The sequence below is a fragment of the Psychrobacter sp. D2 genome, assembly GCF_013608135.1.
GTDB classification, from domain to species: Bacteria; Pseudomonadota; Gammaproteobacteria; order Pseudomonadales; family Moraxellaceae; genus Psychrobacter; species Psychrobacter cryohalolentis.
Genome location: NZ_JACDXZ010000011.1, coordinates 43,798 through 59,894 on the forward strand (window position 1 = coordinate 43,798; position 16,097 = coordinate 59,894).

Sequence of the window (16,097 nt, forward strand, 5' to 3'; positions counted from 1 at the left end):
TCACTATTTAATTTACTGCTAATTTAACTACTTTTTTAGCCTAGATAAGGATACTCATGCGCCCACTAAAAAACACACTATTTGTGCAAACCCAAGGCGCATGGCTGAATAAGCAAGGCGAAAACGTCGTTATGAATATTGATCATGAAGTCAAAGGTCGTGTACCTATTCATAAGCTGGAGGCTATTGTTTGTTTCGGGCAAGTCTCAATTTCACCAGCACTTATGGCACATTGTACCGACAACGCGATGACCATTACGCATCTCAATCGCTATGGCAAGTTTCAAGCGCGTATTGAGGGCGCGGTCAGTGGTAATGTGCTGCTGCGCCGTGAGCAGTATCGCATTAGTGATGATGCGGCGCGGGTGCAGCCGATTTGTCATAGTATTATTTTGGGTAAAGTACACAATCAGCGTCAAGTGGTGCGCCGCTATCTGCGGGATTATAAATCTGGGTTAGATGAAAATATAGTTGATCGTTTAGAGTCGGTACAAGTACGACTTGAACGCGGACTGCATAAAATTCTAGCGGCCGAAAACTTACCTGATTTACTAGGTCGCGAAGGGGAAATGGCAAGCCTTTACTTCAGTGTGTTTCCTCATTTTATTCGTAATCCTGATTTTCATTTTGCCAAACGGACGCGTAATCCGCCGACTGATGCGATGAACGCGCTGCTGTCTTTTACTTATACACTGATGACCCATGAGTGTCGCAGTGCGCTGGAAACGGTCGGACTTGATCCTGCTTGCGGTGTGTTTCACCAGCTGCGCCCTGGTCGTCCTTCACTAGCGTTAGATCTAGTCGAAGAGTTCCGCCCTATTGTTGATCGGTTTGTATTATCGCTGGTCAATAAAAAGCAGCTGAGCAAGTCAGATTTTAAAACAGAGGCAAGCGGCGCGGTCTGGCTTAAAGATGAGGCACGGCAAACCTTTTTTAAGGCATGGCATGACCGTAAGCAGCAGACCATTTATCATGATTGGTTTGAGGAAACCGTACCGTTTGGATTGCTACCGCATTTGCAGGCCACGATTATGGCGCGGCATATCAGGGGCGATATTGATGCTTATATTCCGTTTTTGTGGAAGTAACGATAATTATAAAAACAGTAAGTATAAACGTAATAAAAAGGATTCATATTATGATGGTATTGGTGACTTATGACATCTGCTCAGAAGATGCAAACTTTGCAAAACGGTTACGTCACGTAGCCAAGCACTGTCTAAACTTTGGGCAGCGGGTGCAATATTCGGTATTTGAAATCGAGGTCAATCCTGCGGAGTGGGCTACTCTTAAAGCTAAGCTTGAGGACATTATTAATCATGATGTAGATAGTTTACGTTATTATTATCTTGGTAAAAACTGGCGGAATAAAGTGGAACACATTGGAGCAAAACCTGTGCTAGACTTAAACGATGTACTGCTATTTTAGCGGTTGTTATCATAAAATCTATTATTTGACCGTAATAAGGTCAATGCGAACCTATAGCGTACATAAAATCTCTAAGAGACTCGCAAAAGGGGCGTAATGCTATTTAACAACCTGATTTTATTACCTTTATTTTTTTATAATAAAAATTTAGTGAGTGTACTACTTGCCAAATTCGCTTGTGGTTTAGACGTTCGCAAATTCCAAGGTTTTTTCTTAACCTTATTAGTGACTTAGACCATAGGCAGTTCGCACCTTCACGGGTGCGTGGATTGAAACTAATCGCTTGCGTATGGTCTCTTTGCTGATTGGTTCGCACCTTCACGGGTGCGTGGATTGAAACATCAAACCCCCTTGGTCGCCACTTTTTAAATGTGGGTTCGCACCTTCACGGGTGCGTGGATTGAAACATCTAATAGGGGCGTATCTTCTAATTTAATACCGTTCGCACCTTCACGGGTGCGTGGATTGAAACATATCTAGCTACTTCTCCTTCAGGATAGGAAGCGTTCGCACCTTCACGGGTGCGTGGATTGAAACGTAAGGCCCATGACTAAAGTATTCTGACTCTTCCAGTTCGCACCTTCACGGGTGCGTGGATTGAAACGTGCTGTGCTGGAGGCTTGCTATGTTTGATCCAAGTTCGCACCTTCACGGGTGCGTGGATTGAAACAGAAATAGGTGCTGGCAAAAGAATTGGAGACAAGTTCGCACCTTCACGGGTGCGTGGATTGAAACAGACAAGCCGATAATCATTTTCAAGCGGCTAATAGTTCGCACCTTCACGGGTGCGTGGATTGAAACAGCACGATTAGATGTGGCATTAGGGCATATGCTGTTCGCACCTTCACGGGTGCGTGGATTGAAACAGATGAAGTGCTTAAAGGTTACCTAAAAGATGCGTTCGCACCTTCACGGGTGCGTGGATTGAAACATGGGTTGCCTCACTATGTTTGACTGTTAATCGTTCGCACCTTCACGGGTGCGTGGATTGAAACCGCCAGAACAAAACTACGAAGTAACCTGCGGCAACGTTCGCACCTTCACGGGTGCGTGGATTGAAACTTGGATTGATGCAAAGAAGCAGCTACCGAAAGGTTCGCACCTTCACGGGTGCGTGGATTGAAACACAACGTGTATTCAAAAAATCATTACACTGACGTTCGCACCTTCACGGGTGCGTGGATTGAAACCTGACAAACCATCAATCTGACGTATAATCGCTGGTTCGCACCTTCACGGGTGCGTGGATTGAAACTTTATCAATCATGACGCTTTCAGCCGAATTGAGTTCGCACCTTCACGGGTGCGTGGATTGAAACATTTATGATGAAGTGTATACAAGTTTGCTACTAGTTCGCACCTTCACGGGTGCGTGGATTGAAACTCAAATGCCTAGCGTCATGGGTATCGAGAAAGGCGTTCGCACCTTCACGGGTGCGTGGATTGAAACTGCAATCTCTTTTGACGACGCTTGAGCGAGTGGTTCGCACCTTCACGGGTGCGTGGATTGAAACGCTGAAATAGCATAGCTTGCAGCCTGAGTATGTCGTTCGCACCTTCACGGGTGCGTGGATTGAAACTAGATAAAGGTGCAGCAATGTCTAGCGCCTATGGTTCGCACCTTCACGGGTGCGTGGATTGAAACTCCTTCCTTCACTAGTAGCAGCGCCCAGCATGGGTTCGCACCTTCACGGGTGCGTGGATTGAAACATCAAGACCGTAAGCAAAAATTCGTTATTGAGTGGTTCGCACCTTCACGGGTGCGTGGATTGAAACTCGTCAATCTCGTCATCATAGAGTAGCGCTGATGTTCGCACCTTCACGGGTGCGTGGATTGAAACTAAAAATGCCGACTCATCAATAAAATACAATGATGTTCGCACCTTCACGGGTGCGTGGATTGAAACGGTCAAGTCAAAATCATCGCTGAAAATATCAAGTTCGCACCTTCACGGGTGCGTGGATTGAAACATGAGATTGAGCAGCAACCGCGCTGGCGTGCTATGTTCGCACCTTCACGGGTGCGTGGATTGAAACCCACAGAAACGCGCTGAGAACAAGCCAAACGGCGGTTCGCACCTTCACGGGTGCGTGGATTGAAACCCAAAAGAGATTGACCGCATAAGAGTGAGCGAGCGTTCGCACCTTCACGGGTGCGTGGATTGAAACAGCATCGACCGCTTAAAAGACATACGTGACTGGTTCGCACCTTCACGGGTGCGTGGATTGAAACACCGCCCGGGTCGCTAGGGTGATTGATATAACCGGTTCGCACCTTCACGGGTGCGTGGATTGAAACACAAAGTGGAAGTACAGAAAGGGCATAATGACTGTTCGCACCTTCACGGGTGCGTGGATTGAAACCTAGTAAGGCGGTTTTATCTAATGGTAATAGTCTGTTCGCACCTTCACGGGTGCGTGGATTGAAACTTTTAGTAAAGAAAATAAACCAAAACAAACAGTTCGCACCTTCACGGGTGCGTGGATTGAAACTTTTTGGCTCTGCATGGCTTTGGAAGCACTTATTTCGCGTCCATCACGGGCGCGTGGATTGAAACCGACTGACCTCTTTTTTATTTATCTATGGAGTACTTCGCGTCCATCACGGGCGCGTGGATTGAAACATCAGTTGCGCTTGGTCTATGGCCCATTATCTGCTTCGCGTCCATCACGGGCGCGTGGATTGAAACGCAGAACGTCATAAGCTCATTTACAGAGCAATCATTCGCGTCCATCACGGGCGCGTGGATTGAAACCATTTTTGGGCAAGATTGACACCTGCTGCCTTGTTCGCGTCCATCACGGGCGCGTGGATTGAAACAATACATGGATAGGTATTTCGCCCTCTGCTGAAATTCGCGTCCATCACGGGCGCGTGGATTGAAACTATTCAGTTTGATGCTTCGTTAGTCGAAACTATTTCGCGTCCATCACGGGCGCGTGGATTGAAACAAAACAGACGCCCGATTGGTATGTCGAGCCGTTATTCGCGTCCATCACGGGCGCGTGGATTGAAACCTCAGTTAATCGGTGAGGGTGTTGATTGGGTTTTATTCGCGTCCATCACGGGCGCGTGGATTGAAACTATCACACGCTATCAAAACCACCTTTAGTAATATTCGCGTCCATCACGGGCGCGTGGATTGAAACCACGCCCTGTGCGCCAAGAAATGAGCCTGAATATTCGCGTCCATCACGGGCGCGTGGATTGAAACATAATCATTACTCTATCATTAGTGTGTAGTAAATTCGCGTCCATCACGGGCGCGTGGATTGAAACCACCAAGCCGAGTTTTTATCACCTAATAGTGAATTTCGCGTCCATCACGGGCGCGTGGATTGAAACCGCTACCTGCGAACATATCACATACCGTTTGTTTCGCGTCCATCACGGGCGCGTGGATTGAAACCATTTTTGGGCAAGATTGACACCTGCTGCCTTGTTCGCGTCCATCACGGGCGCGTGGATTGAAACTTTACTGCGTGTTGGATGCAGCCGCTATTATCTTTCGCGTCCATCACGGGCGCGTGGATTGAAACCATATATTTAACATGGGTGATTCTATTTCAACAGTTCGCACCCATCACGGGTGTGTGGATTGAAACGACAAAGCAAGCGGTTATGGCTTTGGCTTGAATAAGTTCGCACCCATCACGGGTGTGTGGATTGAAAAGGGGATATAGGCAGTCGCTTAGCTGCAATTAATTTTCGCACCCATCACGGGTGTGTGGATTGAAACACGATCAATAAGCGTGTAGTACGCCTGATCGTTTCGCACCCATCACGGGTGTGTGGATTGAAATACTTCTAGTTAACTAACTTTTCAAATTTGGGCGTAGATCCTATATCTATAAACATAAAACTAAATAGCACGTCATATGCTGTCGCTTAATTTAAGTTTTTGCCTCAAAACCTCACAAATTGGCTTTTAATTGTTTGCTAATACTCGTAAATTATTAGTGGAGGTCAATACACAGGATATAACGACCAAGTCATCAACTCGATATCTTAGTGGGAAAGATATGAAATCACTATCGATCGCTAAACTACAAACAATCAATGTGCTTGTATATTCAGAAATCATTAGTCTGTTTGATATTTATACCTGCCATATCAGACCACTTCTGAATAGCTAGGCTATCGAACTTGAGCAAAGTAATGCTTGCTCAAAACTTACCTGCTTTGTGAAAGAGGAGGAAAAGTGGTTCTTGCTCAATAACTTTGAGCTATTGCATATAGCAAAAAGCCCTTATATTGATTTTGATGTATTAAGAAAAGAAGTAGACGTGAAATATATACCAAAGAATCAGTTTGATTTTGACATCAGTTTTTACGAGCTTACCAAGCTCATTGCTCAACATAACAAGAAGATAGATATCAAGCTCATTTACACGCAGCTAAACAAAATCTTGGATCGAGAGATGAATAAAAAATTATTTGGTAAAAATATTTTTACTATTGCTACATTTTGTCGGCTTATAAATATAAGTGAGCAAACTTATTACAAGCGACCTTCTGAGGGTGTTTTATGACTGAGAATACTGAGAATGACCAAAATTTTATATATCCAAAAACAGTATCGACTGCCATATCTGAGATCACTTTAGCAGTACACAATAGCTATAGACAGCCAGATGATAATCCTCAAAACCTACTAAGATTAACATTACAGGTATTACAAAGAAGGCCAGTCCCTCGGCTTTCTTTGACTATTAGTAAATCAGAACTAGCAAAAAAACCACTCATCATGCAATTGCTCATTCTCATGCAACATTCTATCAATGAACATCAGCATGACTACCTACAGAAACGGTTAATTTGGCTAGCCATAGCAATGCACACCAGTGTGATGCTGATGCAGCATAGTACAAAACAACACACCAAAAATATACTGATGCAATTTAAACAGGCGCAGTTTTCAGGATCTCCTAGACGAATATGGATTTGGCATGAACTACCTGATTTACCTCAAATGAGCATGCGTGTGGAAAGCATATGTACCATTTTCACTGATCTATTAGAGCAGCAAAAAAGTGCATATGAATTGTTAAATGATAAGCAAGCTACTCATGCCGAAGAAAAGAAAGTAGCAAAAGATAAACTGAGCCAAATAGAAAAAATAACGACCGCCTATAAAAATGCGCATGCGTTACGCAAGCCTAGACCCAAGTATAAGAAGCCGCCTAAACATATTAAAATTATAGCTATCAACTTAGCAGACAACACATCGAAATTACCCTTAGACTCTACTGCAACGAGTCACAACTGGAATACTACGCCTAGTAATGATGCATGGGGTAACACACATGATGATATAGAACACAGCGCTATCGCCATAGATTTTGCATTTTTAGAAGCTAATACTGAAAGCCATGAAGGGTTAACCACCAGCTTTGAAGAGCGTATTGACCACTATGAGGCACCCTATGTCAGCTATGGCGAATATCCAAACCCGTTAATCAAAAACTCTATACCGCTCCAAACTATAGATTTATCGCTACAGCAAAACTATATATCTCAGCGCAATCTCGCGCTTAACTCTAACACGCGCTTACTCGCCCTTGCCGGCTATCAAGCGTTATTTTCTGCGCTCAACCAAGACGCAAGCACCTTACCAGAATCAGAGACTGATAAAACCTGTGCGGGTATTTTACTGTTATCTATGATTACCGGGCTGCCAGTTAAGTCCTTACTAATACCCGGCTATATCGGTCATCGTGACATCTTTAACCTTAATGGTAAAAAATATTACATTAAACACAGCTTAGGTATTACTAAAAGGTCCACAAGCCAAACATTGCCCGAAAAGGATTATGAAAATATTTTTGATACCATCAAAGTTCCACTGCCATTGTGGCTTATAGATGATTTACTTGCTTGCGAGTTGCCATTAAAAGAAGATTTTACGGCTTATCTTGCCGCCTTACGTAGCAGCCTTGGATTGCCTTACCTGTCCGTCAATCGTATAGAGACTGCACTACATGTCGTGCTCTCTCGCTATACGCCAGATTGCCATGCGCATATCGCTGATATCATCTGTCGTACGCCTGCGCCCCATGCTCCTGCGATGTACTATAGTAGCCACACCAGCGAAGCACTTATGGCTCACTATAAATCAGCACTGGGTATATTTAATAGCAACAGTGATTTTGACTTAACTTATATCACCCCTTGGCATAAATATACGGTGGGCTCAGCGTTTGCGCTGAAGATTGAGACAGTTTGCGACATCGTAAATGAGATGAAGTACTGGACCGATCAAAGTTCAAACGATGAGGAGCTCTTTAATAGAACCAGTATTTTTGTATGGTTTGTCTTTTGCCTTTTAACCGGCGTGCGACCAAACAACGGTCTTGGCAGGATGTACGATATCGATCTTGATATGGGTTGGCTGCTCATCAATGACAAGCCAGTTAAGAAGGTCAAAAGTGATCGTCTCATTCCGCTATGCCCCACACTTATACGCCATCTAACAGACTATAGAGCGTATTTAATCAACTATCAGGCAAAGCACCAAGGTCATCATGATATCAGCGCTATCATTGACAATATACGTTTAGGTAATGATGAAGCACTATTAAAGCTGTTGTCTGAGCGAGCTCCTACTGCTAACTCTCCTACTCTTAAAGACATTAAGCGTGGCGATGCTTATCATATGACCAAGCACATCATTGACGCCAATCCCTATTGGACACGTCACTTTGTTCGTACGCAGCTTGAAAAGCTTGGCGTTTCCTTATCGCTGATTAACACGGTTATTGGTCATGAAAAAGCTCGTCAAGAAGTATTGGGGCGCTTCTCATCAAGTAGTAAAGCAGATATTAAGCGTGTAGCATCCGTGTTTGAACAGATCGCAGCACAGCTTGGGTTATCAGATATCACAGTTAACCACTATCCAAATCATGTTGGCACAAGCACTGCAGAGGTTGACCATGCTAATAAATGAAATACAGCTACCAAAAATTATTGATGACTTAGCAAAGTTTGATGGTAGAAAAAAGCGCTACGTGCCTTATCCATCTATAATCAAAGACAGTGACACAGTGAGGACACGTGAGATACAGCTACTCGCCGATTTACAGACTGAGTGGGAGTCATTGAAAAGGATTCATCCTGGAAGTATTGGATTCATAAAGTCTTTCAATAAATCTTACCAACAAGCGCTTTGGCCCGATGAGCGCATCTTTTCATTTTTGCCAAGCTCTAGCGATTATTTTGATTTGTCATGGCTATCTTGGAGTCAATCTTTAAACCAATTTCAGGGAGAGCTTTATAAGCAATTGAAACCATTGTCTCAAGAGGGATTTGATGAGTTTCAGCCAATCATTGAAAACAAAATTGCAAAAGCTTACGAGTCATCTAGAACACTCAAGCATGTCTGGCAAGTCGTCGTTAAGTTCGTTGACTATCAAAATAAGCACTATATGCTTGCTGAGCATCACTATCCTAAAATAATCGCGCCACAGCCTACTAAAATCAATCCACTAATTACAAATACAGCTTGGTTAAAAGACGGTAAGGCACTGGTCAAAATTATTAGCGCAGTAGAGCATAATTGGGAGCAAACAACCGATTACAGCCAAGAGAAAATCATAGGCTGGCTGATATTCTCAGGGATTATATATGGCGGCATTAACGAGGTACAAATGCTTCAAGGGTGGCTTATCTCATTGCTCGCCAAAGAGTATCAGCCATTCATCAAAGAAAGGATAGTAATCTCACCGCGTTTTGTGCAAAAGCGCTTTGGTAACGAGCGAGAAGAAGAAAGTGACCAGCTTTATAACACCAAGCAAATCGTTGTAGATATGGTCAGTCAGTGTTGGCTGATGCGTTATCATACAAAAAGTAGTCAAGTAGAGTTTGAACCTATCATTGCCAAGCTGTCAGAAGATAAGATAAAACAATACTTGGCCGTGGCTTTGTCTGACGTGATCAAGCCTTTGGGTATTAAGCCACTTCCCTTTTCAAGGTTTTTATATTATGCCAGTTACTACTGGGAGGATCTCGATGACGCTAGTATTGACCACGCTTCAGTTGGGGTGCTGCGAGGTATACATAACACGGCTGGACTGAGCACGCAGGACTTTGGTCGGTTTTTGAACCAAAAATATCAGTATAAAGGGGAGCCGTATGATCTAGAACATATTTTGACGCTGTCTATCAGCAAAAATTCTGTTAATCAAAACGAGACATCTAGTAGTAGTTCTACCAAAAAGATAGAGGTTAGAAAGTCTGATTTAATTATGAATCTGACTAAAGACTTCAAAATGGATAAAAAACAGAAGAAGAAAAAACTCAGTCAAACGACGTATACCCTTATCGAAAGAGTACAAAAATGCTATGAGCAATACGATGACTTAAGTGAAAAGATTTTATTAGATTGGGTGCTAAGTTTACTCAATCGAAAAGAGTCAAAATCACTTAGCAATGAGTCTATTTTGAAATATATTAGAACCATAGGCTATGAATGGTTATATTTCACAACGGCTCAGCCGCTTGATATTTGGTCAGAGGAAGAGTTTGAAGAACTTTACGAAGATATTTTAGAGTACAAAGCTGTCGTACGGAACAATACTGACATTGGATACTCTGCCAATTTATTGAAGAGTATGCACAACTTTGCCAAGAGCAAATACAACCTTCCCTCCGTGAACTTCCAACAGTCGAAAAACGGTCGGCGTGTACGTGCCGAGCTGATATCACCGCAAGCGTATCACGCCATTATTACGCAGATACTGGGTTCTGTAGATATATTGGAGCAGGAGATGTTCGCGCTTCTATTTATCTTAGTCTATCGTACTGGTATGCGCAAAAAAGAGCTGTTGGGACTTAAGTATAATGACATCAAAGGCTTAAAAACAGCCGTACCCTCAGTGGTAATCAGGCCCAATAGCTACCGTCCCACCAAGACTCAAAGTAGTATTCGCCGCGTTCCCTTATTTGCCCTCCTCAAACCTAATGAGCTGAATTTTTTTATTAACTTTGTGCAGAGTAATATTGGCGACAGTTCAAACAAATTTATCTTTACCTTATCATCGAATCAGCGCCCTATTGATGATCATGTTCCTTTACAATTACTCAAACGAGTCTTAAAAGACATATCGGTAGATGATAATGTAGCAGAGCATACCTTTCATGGGTTTAGGCATACGGCAGTGAGCAACCTATCTTTAGCGCTAGTAGGCCATTCAGATCTCGTAGAAGCCCTCACCGATTATGACGAAATCGACGTACTGCGTATAAAAACAGGCCTACTTGGAGAGCGTACAGATGCACAAGATCGCTGGTACGCTCTATCAGGTATTATGGGGCACTTATCGCCTGAGCGTAGCTTTGAGTATTACAATCACTTTGCTACTCTGATGGCTACTTATGCGTTAAGCGTCTCTAATATAAAACTACCTAAACAAACACTACTTAACCTTACCAAATCTACTAAAATTAGCGAAAGAAAGATCAATGATAATGCTGACATTGATGATAACGGTATGATCAATATGCCTAGTATACGTACGCTATTATTTAAAAATATCATAGAAGGCAAACGCAAGTCACCGAAATTCACGATCGAAAACTGTAATAAGCAATTTCTCTTGAGTACCAATACGCCAGCCAATAATGAGCTGTTTGGTCGTTATGGTCTAAACCGGGTTCAATTGCTACTACAGGCCTATGATAAAGAGATGCCTTTAAGTAAAGCGGCCCAGTTAGCCAATATTTCTATTCACGATGCAAATATTTTAATAAAACGTGCCAGCGAGATTACCGACATCACTACCAAACGCGGCAAACCTCGCTTTGTTAAGTTATCAGATTCAAATACCCCTGTACTGAGTCCACTGAACATTCAATACCAAAGTGATTTAAGACTGCTATCGCTTTTGTTAAGTAATGCTTACCGTCTACGAGAAAAATCAGAGACTGATTGGACTTGGTTTATTGAGATATGTAGTGAAAAACTGTCTAATAGCCGAGCATACCTACCATTTAGAAAAGAAGATGAGAAGGAGTTGCAGCGGTTCATTGGTATTGCTGAGAAACTACTGCCTTTGAAACGTTGGCTGGTGAGTAGCAACGAAGATTTATTGATGAAAACTATGTCATCTACTGACTATCAAGACATTAGGCAGCAATCTAATGATTCGAAAAATGCTCTCCATATTGGTATTGCTAGTCAAGACTATAGAGAGCAAACGAACAAATGGCAATACTCACCGCTACTAAGGTTTTTTATTCATATGATGCTGATCACAGATGAAAAGCTATCTATTGCAAATTAAGTTTTTTGTCTCAAAAATTTTTAACATAACGTCCGTTATGGGAAAAATGTGTGGTTTACTAGTGAGGATTTTTAATAAAGTATTGTATAGTTAAGTCTTTATAAAATCGATACAGCCCATATCATGAAACAGTTTAGGTAGATTATTTTCCATCCACCCTTGGCGTAGAAACTTAGCCTATGCCCATTTTTTCTCGATAGGGTTTAGATCAGGGCTGTACGGCGGCAGCCAAAGAATACGATGGCCATGTCTGTTGAGTAGTTTTTGGATACGTCTGCTTTTATGAAACCGAGCGTTATCCATGACAATCACGCACTTGGTTTTAAGACTTGGAATAAGTGTGAACTTACACCAGTCATAAAATATATTGCTATTGATATTTGTCTCAACGTAATCAAGTGCAAACAGCATTTTTTCATAGAGAGCTCCGATGACATTCGTACGCTTCTTTGCTTGCCAGTTGTAGCTATCGATACAGGGTTTACCTATCGGTGCATAGCCATGAGAACGAATGGTTTCAGCCTCAAAGCCGCTTTCATCCATATACACAATGGGATAGCCTTGCTGCGTAAAGCGATCAAGCCTACTCTGGAATATCGCTCTTTTTAGGCGTCATCAGGTATTTTAGTTGGTGATTTATTTCTAGTTGTTTTAGGAGCTAAATTCTTCTGCCAACTGTGAATGGTGCTGGTACTAAGTCCATAAAACAGGGACGCTTCTCGTATGGTCATACCATCAGTGATGCTAGAAAGTACCTGTTTGCGATAGTCGATTGAATAAGTCATCGTTTACTTCATTAAATACAAATGTTAATAAGATTGGATCGGTTTTATTTGGGTTAGACTATAGTTAAATATCTTTAAATAACGGATTTTCTCTAAAAAAATTTATTGATTCTTCATGATTGTAGCTACCAGCTTGCCATAAAACTCGCATGAGGTGATTAAACCTATCAATACAATAATCAATGTCATCTTCGCTATATCTATATGTATCAAATGTCCATGTCCATGCAACTGTAGAGCTCCTATGAGCACAGACTAGATTATTTATACTATTTCCTAGGTAATAGATATTTCTTGCAAGATTCTTTTCTATCGTATTCTTGTCATTCAGGTACTTACTTAACTTTATTAGTGAATATTCAAGATCCCAATATTTATCAACATCCCATGTGTCTTCATTCTCTAAATAATAATGAAAAGAGTCACTATTCCAAAACTTTTCTTCGCATGCATTTATTTCCATAAGCATAATTTCCTGTTTTCTGCATTGAGCTTACCATTATCAGCGCACCAATAGAATCAGTTATAGGAGAAGCTGTTTTTTTAGAGTATTGCTAGTATACATATGGCGAACTAATCAGGTGCTTTCACTGGTGAGGACTTGAATCTTTGGTTGTAGGCTATATACGATAATTGATCAAACTATTTAGAGAGACATAGTGTACTTAGTAATGTAAATCATGTGAGCTTTTCGAGGAAAAACTATCTTTAGGATTTGTTACAACGAACCTAATTCCCACTTGAGCTATCCATAAAATTATGAATTTTTGCTATATTATTCTAATGAACTAGCTCTAAAAGAGAAGGGAAATGGAGTTAAATAATCGCGAAAAATTAGCACTACTGAATAATTTTGAAATCGACTTCGAGTATGGTGATATTACGCTTTTGGATAATTTCGATTACTTTTTGATTTTTAATAAAGAAACATTCTCTAGAAATACAGACTTTGTAGCAAAGGTATATGATAAAGCAGGTACTTATGTATTAACTATCCCATTTCCCGAGGTTGAAATGCATTATCAAAATGCTTAAGCTTATATTTAGCTGGTGTTGGGAAGTTGAACGTGGAGTTAGAATAGTATTCAATGCAGATGACAGAATCATGTGGGATTTTTGGTATGAATTTGATTTAATAATTCGTGAATACACTAATTGTAATAGAGCTTATTAATGTTAAATCCTGTTCGGTGCGCTATACAGGAATCGAACAGTAGGTTTTATATGTAATCTTCATGCCTATGAGGTCGTTGATTAAAAGCTAGTAAGTTAGCTTCTGTAGCCCATATTGAGGGCGTTTCAAGCTATATTGTAAGTGCGACAAGGGGAAATCCCCTTGTACCCCCAAAAGCCAAACTAAGTAACCTGAAAATGCTTTTTATTGGAAGGCAGTTATGACAGACAAAATAGATATGAATCTCTATAAATCTATAGCAGAAGCATTACATTACAAGTGGGATCCTATCGGTGTTTCAGGTATCCCACAGGCGATAGGAGAGTACGATTCTTATGTACCTGAGCTATATGAACTGATCTGTCAAAATGCTGATGGGGAATTAATTTTTAATTACTTATGGGCAATTGAGGTTCAGCACATGGGATGTGACGGTAATAGAGTCGCTACCTTAGCGTTTGTAGATTACCTCAAAGAAATAACCAAAGTCTAAATACTCATTTTTCTGCTAAAAAATGACAGAGTAAGGCTGAATATTATGCATGATACTTTCATATATTTGATGAATGCTTACTTTTATCAGGATTGGCAGTCCGAGTACTCAGGAATGAGTGGAGATGATACAAACGTCCTCATTCGCTTTACTCAAAATGAAAGTCTAGAAGTAGTAACTAACTTAGTTACCGACATCAAGTATATTTTGAACAGCGACTTGGCAAAACAAATTTTTGATACTAATGAGTTTGACTTCGAGCCATTGCTATACGGCTACAAAAGCGAAAAAGAATGGCTTGAAGTGGCTTATAAAAAACTCATTTCTGAAACCAAGTAATACAAGATAAGGTTTAACAAGTTACTCATGACGATCTATCACCTATCCGTCAAAACATTTTCACGCAGCAACGGTCAATCTGCTACCGCTGCTGTGGCTTACCATGCCGGTGCAAAAATTCATTGCGACCATGAAAGACGTGAGCATGATTATTCGAAAAAACGTGATGTGATACATAGTGAGATATTTTTGCCACCCAATGCCCCCAGTTGGGCAAATGACCGTCAGCAGCTTTGGAATGAGGTAGAAAGAGCCGAAAAGCGCAAAAACAGTACGGTAGCAAGAGAGTTTGAAGTGGCATTACCGAACGAACTCAATGAGCAGCAGCGTATTGCACTGGTGTAAGACTTCGCCAAGCAGATCGTAGCAAGACATGGCTGTGCTGTAGATGCTCATTTGCATGACGATAAAGGTTCGTATAAGAGTAAAGAGAACCAACACGCACACATCATGCTAGCGACAAGGCGATTAGAGCCAGAGGGTTTTACTAAGAAAACTCGTGAGCTAGACGAAAAGAAAAGCGGTGAAGTGGTCTATTGGCGTGAACAATGGGCAAAGACTGCTAATGAGTACTTGCGTGAGTATGGAATAGAGATTGACCATAGAAGTCTGAAAGATCAAGGCTTAGAGCGTGAGCCAACCATTAAAATGGGTGTGGCTGCTAGTGCCTTAGAGCGTAGAGGTGTCAAAACAGACCGTGGCGACATCAATCGTGAGGTAGCCAAATATAATAAGGTTCTCGAAACCAACAATAATGAGAAAATTAACGATATTTTAAGCAAGCAGAGGTATACGTGAATATCTGTAGAATCAGTGCACAAATTAGAAAAATGTATGAAGCGGAAGTAGATGCAGATATTGGGACATGGAGAGATGTTCTAAGTAACTTTGATAAAACAGTAGAAGAATGCTCCGATGTTGATATATTAGTTAAGTGCTTATTAGAAGATGACTTATGGTATATACCTTTTGATTCTAGAATGAAGCTTATGGAAAAAGCAAAATCTTCAGGCGGATGCTCATTTGAGTTTTTGGCAGATTACTATTCATTTAAAACAGCATTTCTGGATCCAGGCAAAGAATATGATGATGCTGTCGTAAAATTAGATGAATTATTTCAATAGGTTCTGTTAGGGTATGCATTTGGGTATTTGAATATTAATTTGGTATGAATATCTCTAAACCAGAGCATTCATTGAGGTTATGTTCTTTTTTAAACGCGACACTATCACCTACACCACCTCCACTTACTTGAATATAATCCCCTTCAGTATATTTTTTACCTTGGTACACTAAGCTATTATTAGTAACTTCAGATATGACTTCATTTCCTAGTATTGCTAACTGAATACCTTTTTCTCCTTTAGGTCTTACTATTATGCAATCTTCATTAAAGTGAAGGTTTCCGCTATATAAAGCTATCATAAAATCTTTACCAGTAATGGGTTCTTCATCTGATATTTGCTCTTGTTTTGGATTGGAATCAAACTGAGAGCAAGAAGACATTAGCAGGAAAGATAAGATTATCGGTGCTTTAAAATTAAGGAACAATGATACTTACTCCAAGTTTATTAAAATAATCTACACTAGTGTAAG

General features: G+C 41.1%; 14 protein-coding genes, 1 pseudogene and 1 CRISPR repeat array. Of the genes and pseudogenes, 11 read left to right on the top strand and 4 right to left on the bottom strand.

Going from position 1 to position 16,097, the window contains the following annotated elements:
• The first annotated feature begins 56 nt into the window (after positions 1-56).
• From cas1c to H0262_RS12325, 6 genes are all read left to right on the top strand, one after another.
• Entirely contained in the window at positions 57-1,088 is a 1,032-nt protein-coding gene (gene cas1c / locus H0262_RS12305; RefSeq protein WP_181210935.1) for a type I-C CRISPR-associated endonuclease Cas1c, read from the top strand.
• Positions 1,089-1,138: 50 nt separating this feature from the next.
• The gene (gene cas2, locus H0262_RS12310) at positions 1,139-1,429 is read left to right on the top strand and encodes a CRISPR-associated endonuclease Cas2 (RefSeq protein WP_181210936.1); all 291 of its coding nucleotides are present in this window, start codon (positions 1,139-1,141) and stop codon (positions 1,427-1,429) included.
• A gap of 244 nt (positions 1,430-1,673) precedes the next feature.
• Positions 1,674-3,922: direct repeats of the CRISPR family, unit length 32 nt; unit sequence GTTCGCACCTTCACGGGTGCGTGGATTGAAAC.
• A 452-nt stretch (positions 3,923-4,374) separates the two neighbouring features.
• Positions 4,375-4,542 carry a hypothetical protein gene (locus H0262_RS13300; RefSeq protein WP_409033830.1) on the top strand — a complete coding sequence of 56 codons (168 nt, stop codon included), beginning with the start codon at positions 4,375-4,377 and terminating at the stop codon, positions 4,540-4,542.
• A 1,096-nt stretch (positions 4,543-5,638) separates the two neighbouring features.
• Positions 5,639-5,962: a hypothetical protein gene (locus tag H0262_RS12315; protein WP_181210937.1), complete on the top strand. Its 324-nt coding sequence runs from the start codon at positions 5,639-5,641 to the stop codon at positions 5,960-5,962.
• Between the two features lie 233 nt (positions 5,963-6,195).
• A complete protein-coding gene (locus tag H0262_RS12320; protein WP_181210938.1) occupies positions 6,196-8,376 on the top strand; it encodes a site-specific integrase in 2,181 nt (726 codons plus the stop codon).
• Positions 8,273-11,710 carry a tyrosine-type recombinase/integrase gene (locus H0262_RS12325; protein WP_181210939.1) on the top strand — a complete coding sequence of 1,146 codons (3,438 nt, stop codon included), beginning with the start codon at positions 8,273-8,275 and terminating at the stop codon, positions 11,708-11,710. Before H0262_RS12320 ends, H0262_RS12325 begins: the two co-directional genes overlap by 104 nt.
• A 177-nt stretch (positions 11,711-11,887) precedes the next feature.
• Here H0262_RS12325 and H0262_RS12330 read toward each other — a convergent pair whose 3' ends face one another.
• From H0262_RS12330 to H0262_RS12340, 3 genes are all read right to left on the bottom strand, one after another.
• Positions 11,888-12,253 (bottom strand): transposase, encoded by a 366-nt coding sequence (locus tag H0262_RS12330; protein ID WP_259275468.1) that lies wholly within the window; start codon positions 12,251-12,253, stop codon positions 11,888-11,890.
• Positions 12,254-12,315: 62 nt separating this feature from the next.
• Complete coding sequence (locus H0262_RS12335) at positions 12,316-12,495, bottom strand: IS630 transposase-related protein (RefSeq protein WP_310502995.1); 180 nt, start codon at positions 12,493-12,495, stop codon at positions 12,316-12,318.
• Positions 12,496-12,559: 64 nt separating this feature from the next.
• Positions 12,560-12,958 (bottom strand): hypothetical protein, encoded by a 399-nt coding sequence (locus H0262_RS12340; RefSeq protein ID WP_181210941.1) that lies wholly within the window; start codon positions 12,956-12,958, stop codon positions 12,560-12,562.
• Between the two features lie 347 nt (positions 12,959-13,305).
• Between H0262_RS12340 and H0262_RS12345 the strand changes: the two genes are divergently transcribed.
• The 5 genes and pseudogenes from H0262_RS12345 to H0262_RS12370 all read left to right on the top strand — a co-directional run bounded on the left by H0262_RS12345 (position 13,306) and on the right by H0262_RS12370 (position 15,625).
• The gene (locus H0262_RS12345; protein WP_181210942.1) at positions 13,306-13,530 is read left to right on the top strand and encodes a hypothetical protein; all 225 of its coding nucleotides are present in this window, start codon (positions 13,306-13,308) and stop codon (positions 13,528-13,530) included.
• Positions 13,531-13,889: 359 nt separating this feature from the next.
• A complete protein-coding gene (locus tag H0262_RS12350) occupies positions 13,890-14,162 on the top strand; it encodes a hypothetical protein (protein ID WP_181210943.1) in 273 nt (90 codons plus the stop codon).
• A 45-nt stretch (positions 14,163-14,207) separates the two neighbouring features.
• Positions 14,208-14,501 (top strand): contact-dependent growth inhibition system immunity protein, encoded by a 294-nt coding sequence (locus tag H0262_RS12355; protein ID WP_181210944.1) that lies wholly within the window; start codon positions 14,208-14,210, stop codon positions 14,499-14,501.
• A 27-nt stretch (positions 14,502-14,528) separates the two neighbouring features.
• Positions 14,529-15,299: pseudogene (gene mobQ / locus H0262_RS13205) on the top strand (MobQ family relaxase).
• The gene (locus tag H0262_RS12370; RefSeq protein ID WP_181210946.1) at positions 15,296-15,625 is read left to right on the top strand and encodes a hypothetical protein; all 330 of its coding nucleotides are present in this window, start codon (positions 15,296-15,298) and stop codon (positions 15,623-15,625) included. The pseudogene mobQ and the gene H0262_RS12370 overlap by 4 nt, the downstream one beginning before the upstream one ends.
• Before the next feature lie 34 nt (positions 15,626-15,659).
• Here H0262_RS12370 and H0262_RS12375 read toward each other — a convergent pair whose 3' ends face one another.
• The gene (locus H0262_RS12375) at positions 15,660-16,052 is read right to left on the bottom strand and encodes a hypothetical protein (protein WP_181210947.1); all 393 of its coding nucleotides are present in this window, start codon (positions 16,050-16,052) and stop codon (positions 15,660-15,662) included.
• Positions 16,053-16,097: the final 45 nt, after the last annotated feature.

Bases quoted from the DNA above. Each gene is read 5' to 3' on its own strand.
- cas1c (WP_181210935.1), top strand. From the start codon at position 57: ATGCGCCCACTAAAAAACACACTATTTGTGCAAACCCAAGGCGCATGG.
- cas2 (WP_181210936.1), top strand. From the start codon at position 1,139: ATGATGGTATTGGTGACTTATGACATCTGCTCAGAAGATGCAAACTTT.
- H0262_RS12320 (WP_181210938.1), top strand. From the start codon at position 6,196: ATGCAACATTCTATCAATGAACATCAGCATGACTACCTACAGAAACGG.
- H0262_RS12330 (WP_259275468.1), bottom strand. From the start codon at position 12,253: ATGGATGAAAGCGGCTTTGAGGCTGAAACCATTCGTTCTCATGGCTAT.
- H0262_RS12335 (WP_310502995.1), bottom strand. From the start codon at position 12,495: ATGACTTATTCAATCGACTATCGCAAACAGGTACTTTCTAGCATCACT.
- H0262_RS12340 (WP_181210941.1), bottom strand. From the start codon at position 12,958: ATGGAAATAAATGCATGCGAAGAAAAGTTTTGGAATAGTGACTCTTTT.
- H0262_RS12345 (WP_181210942.1), top strand. From the start codon at position 13,306: ATGGAGTTAAATAATCGCGAAAAATTAGCACTACTGAATAATTTTGAA.
- H0262_RS12350 (WP_181210943.1), top strand. From the start codon at position 13,890: ATGACAGACAAAATAGATATGAATCTCTATAAATCTATAGCAGAAGCA.
- H0262_RS12355 (WP_181210944.1), top strand. From the start codon at position 14,208: ATGCATGATACTTTCATATATTTGATGAATGCTTACTTTTATCAGGAT.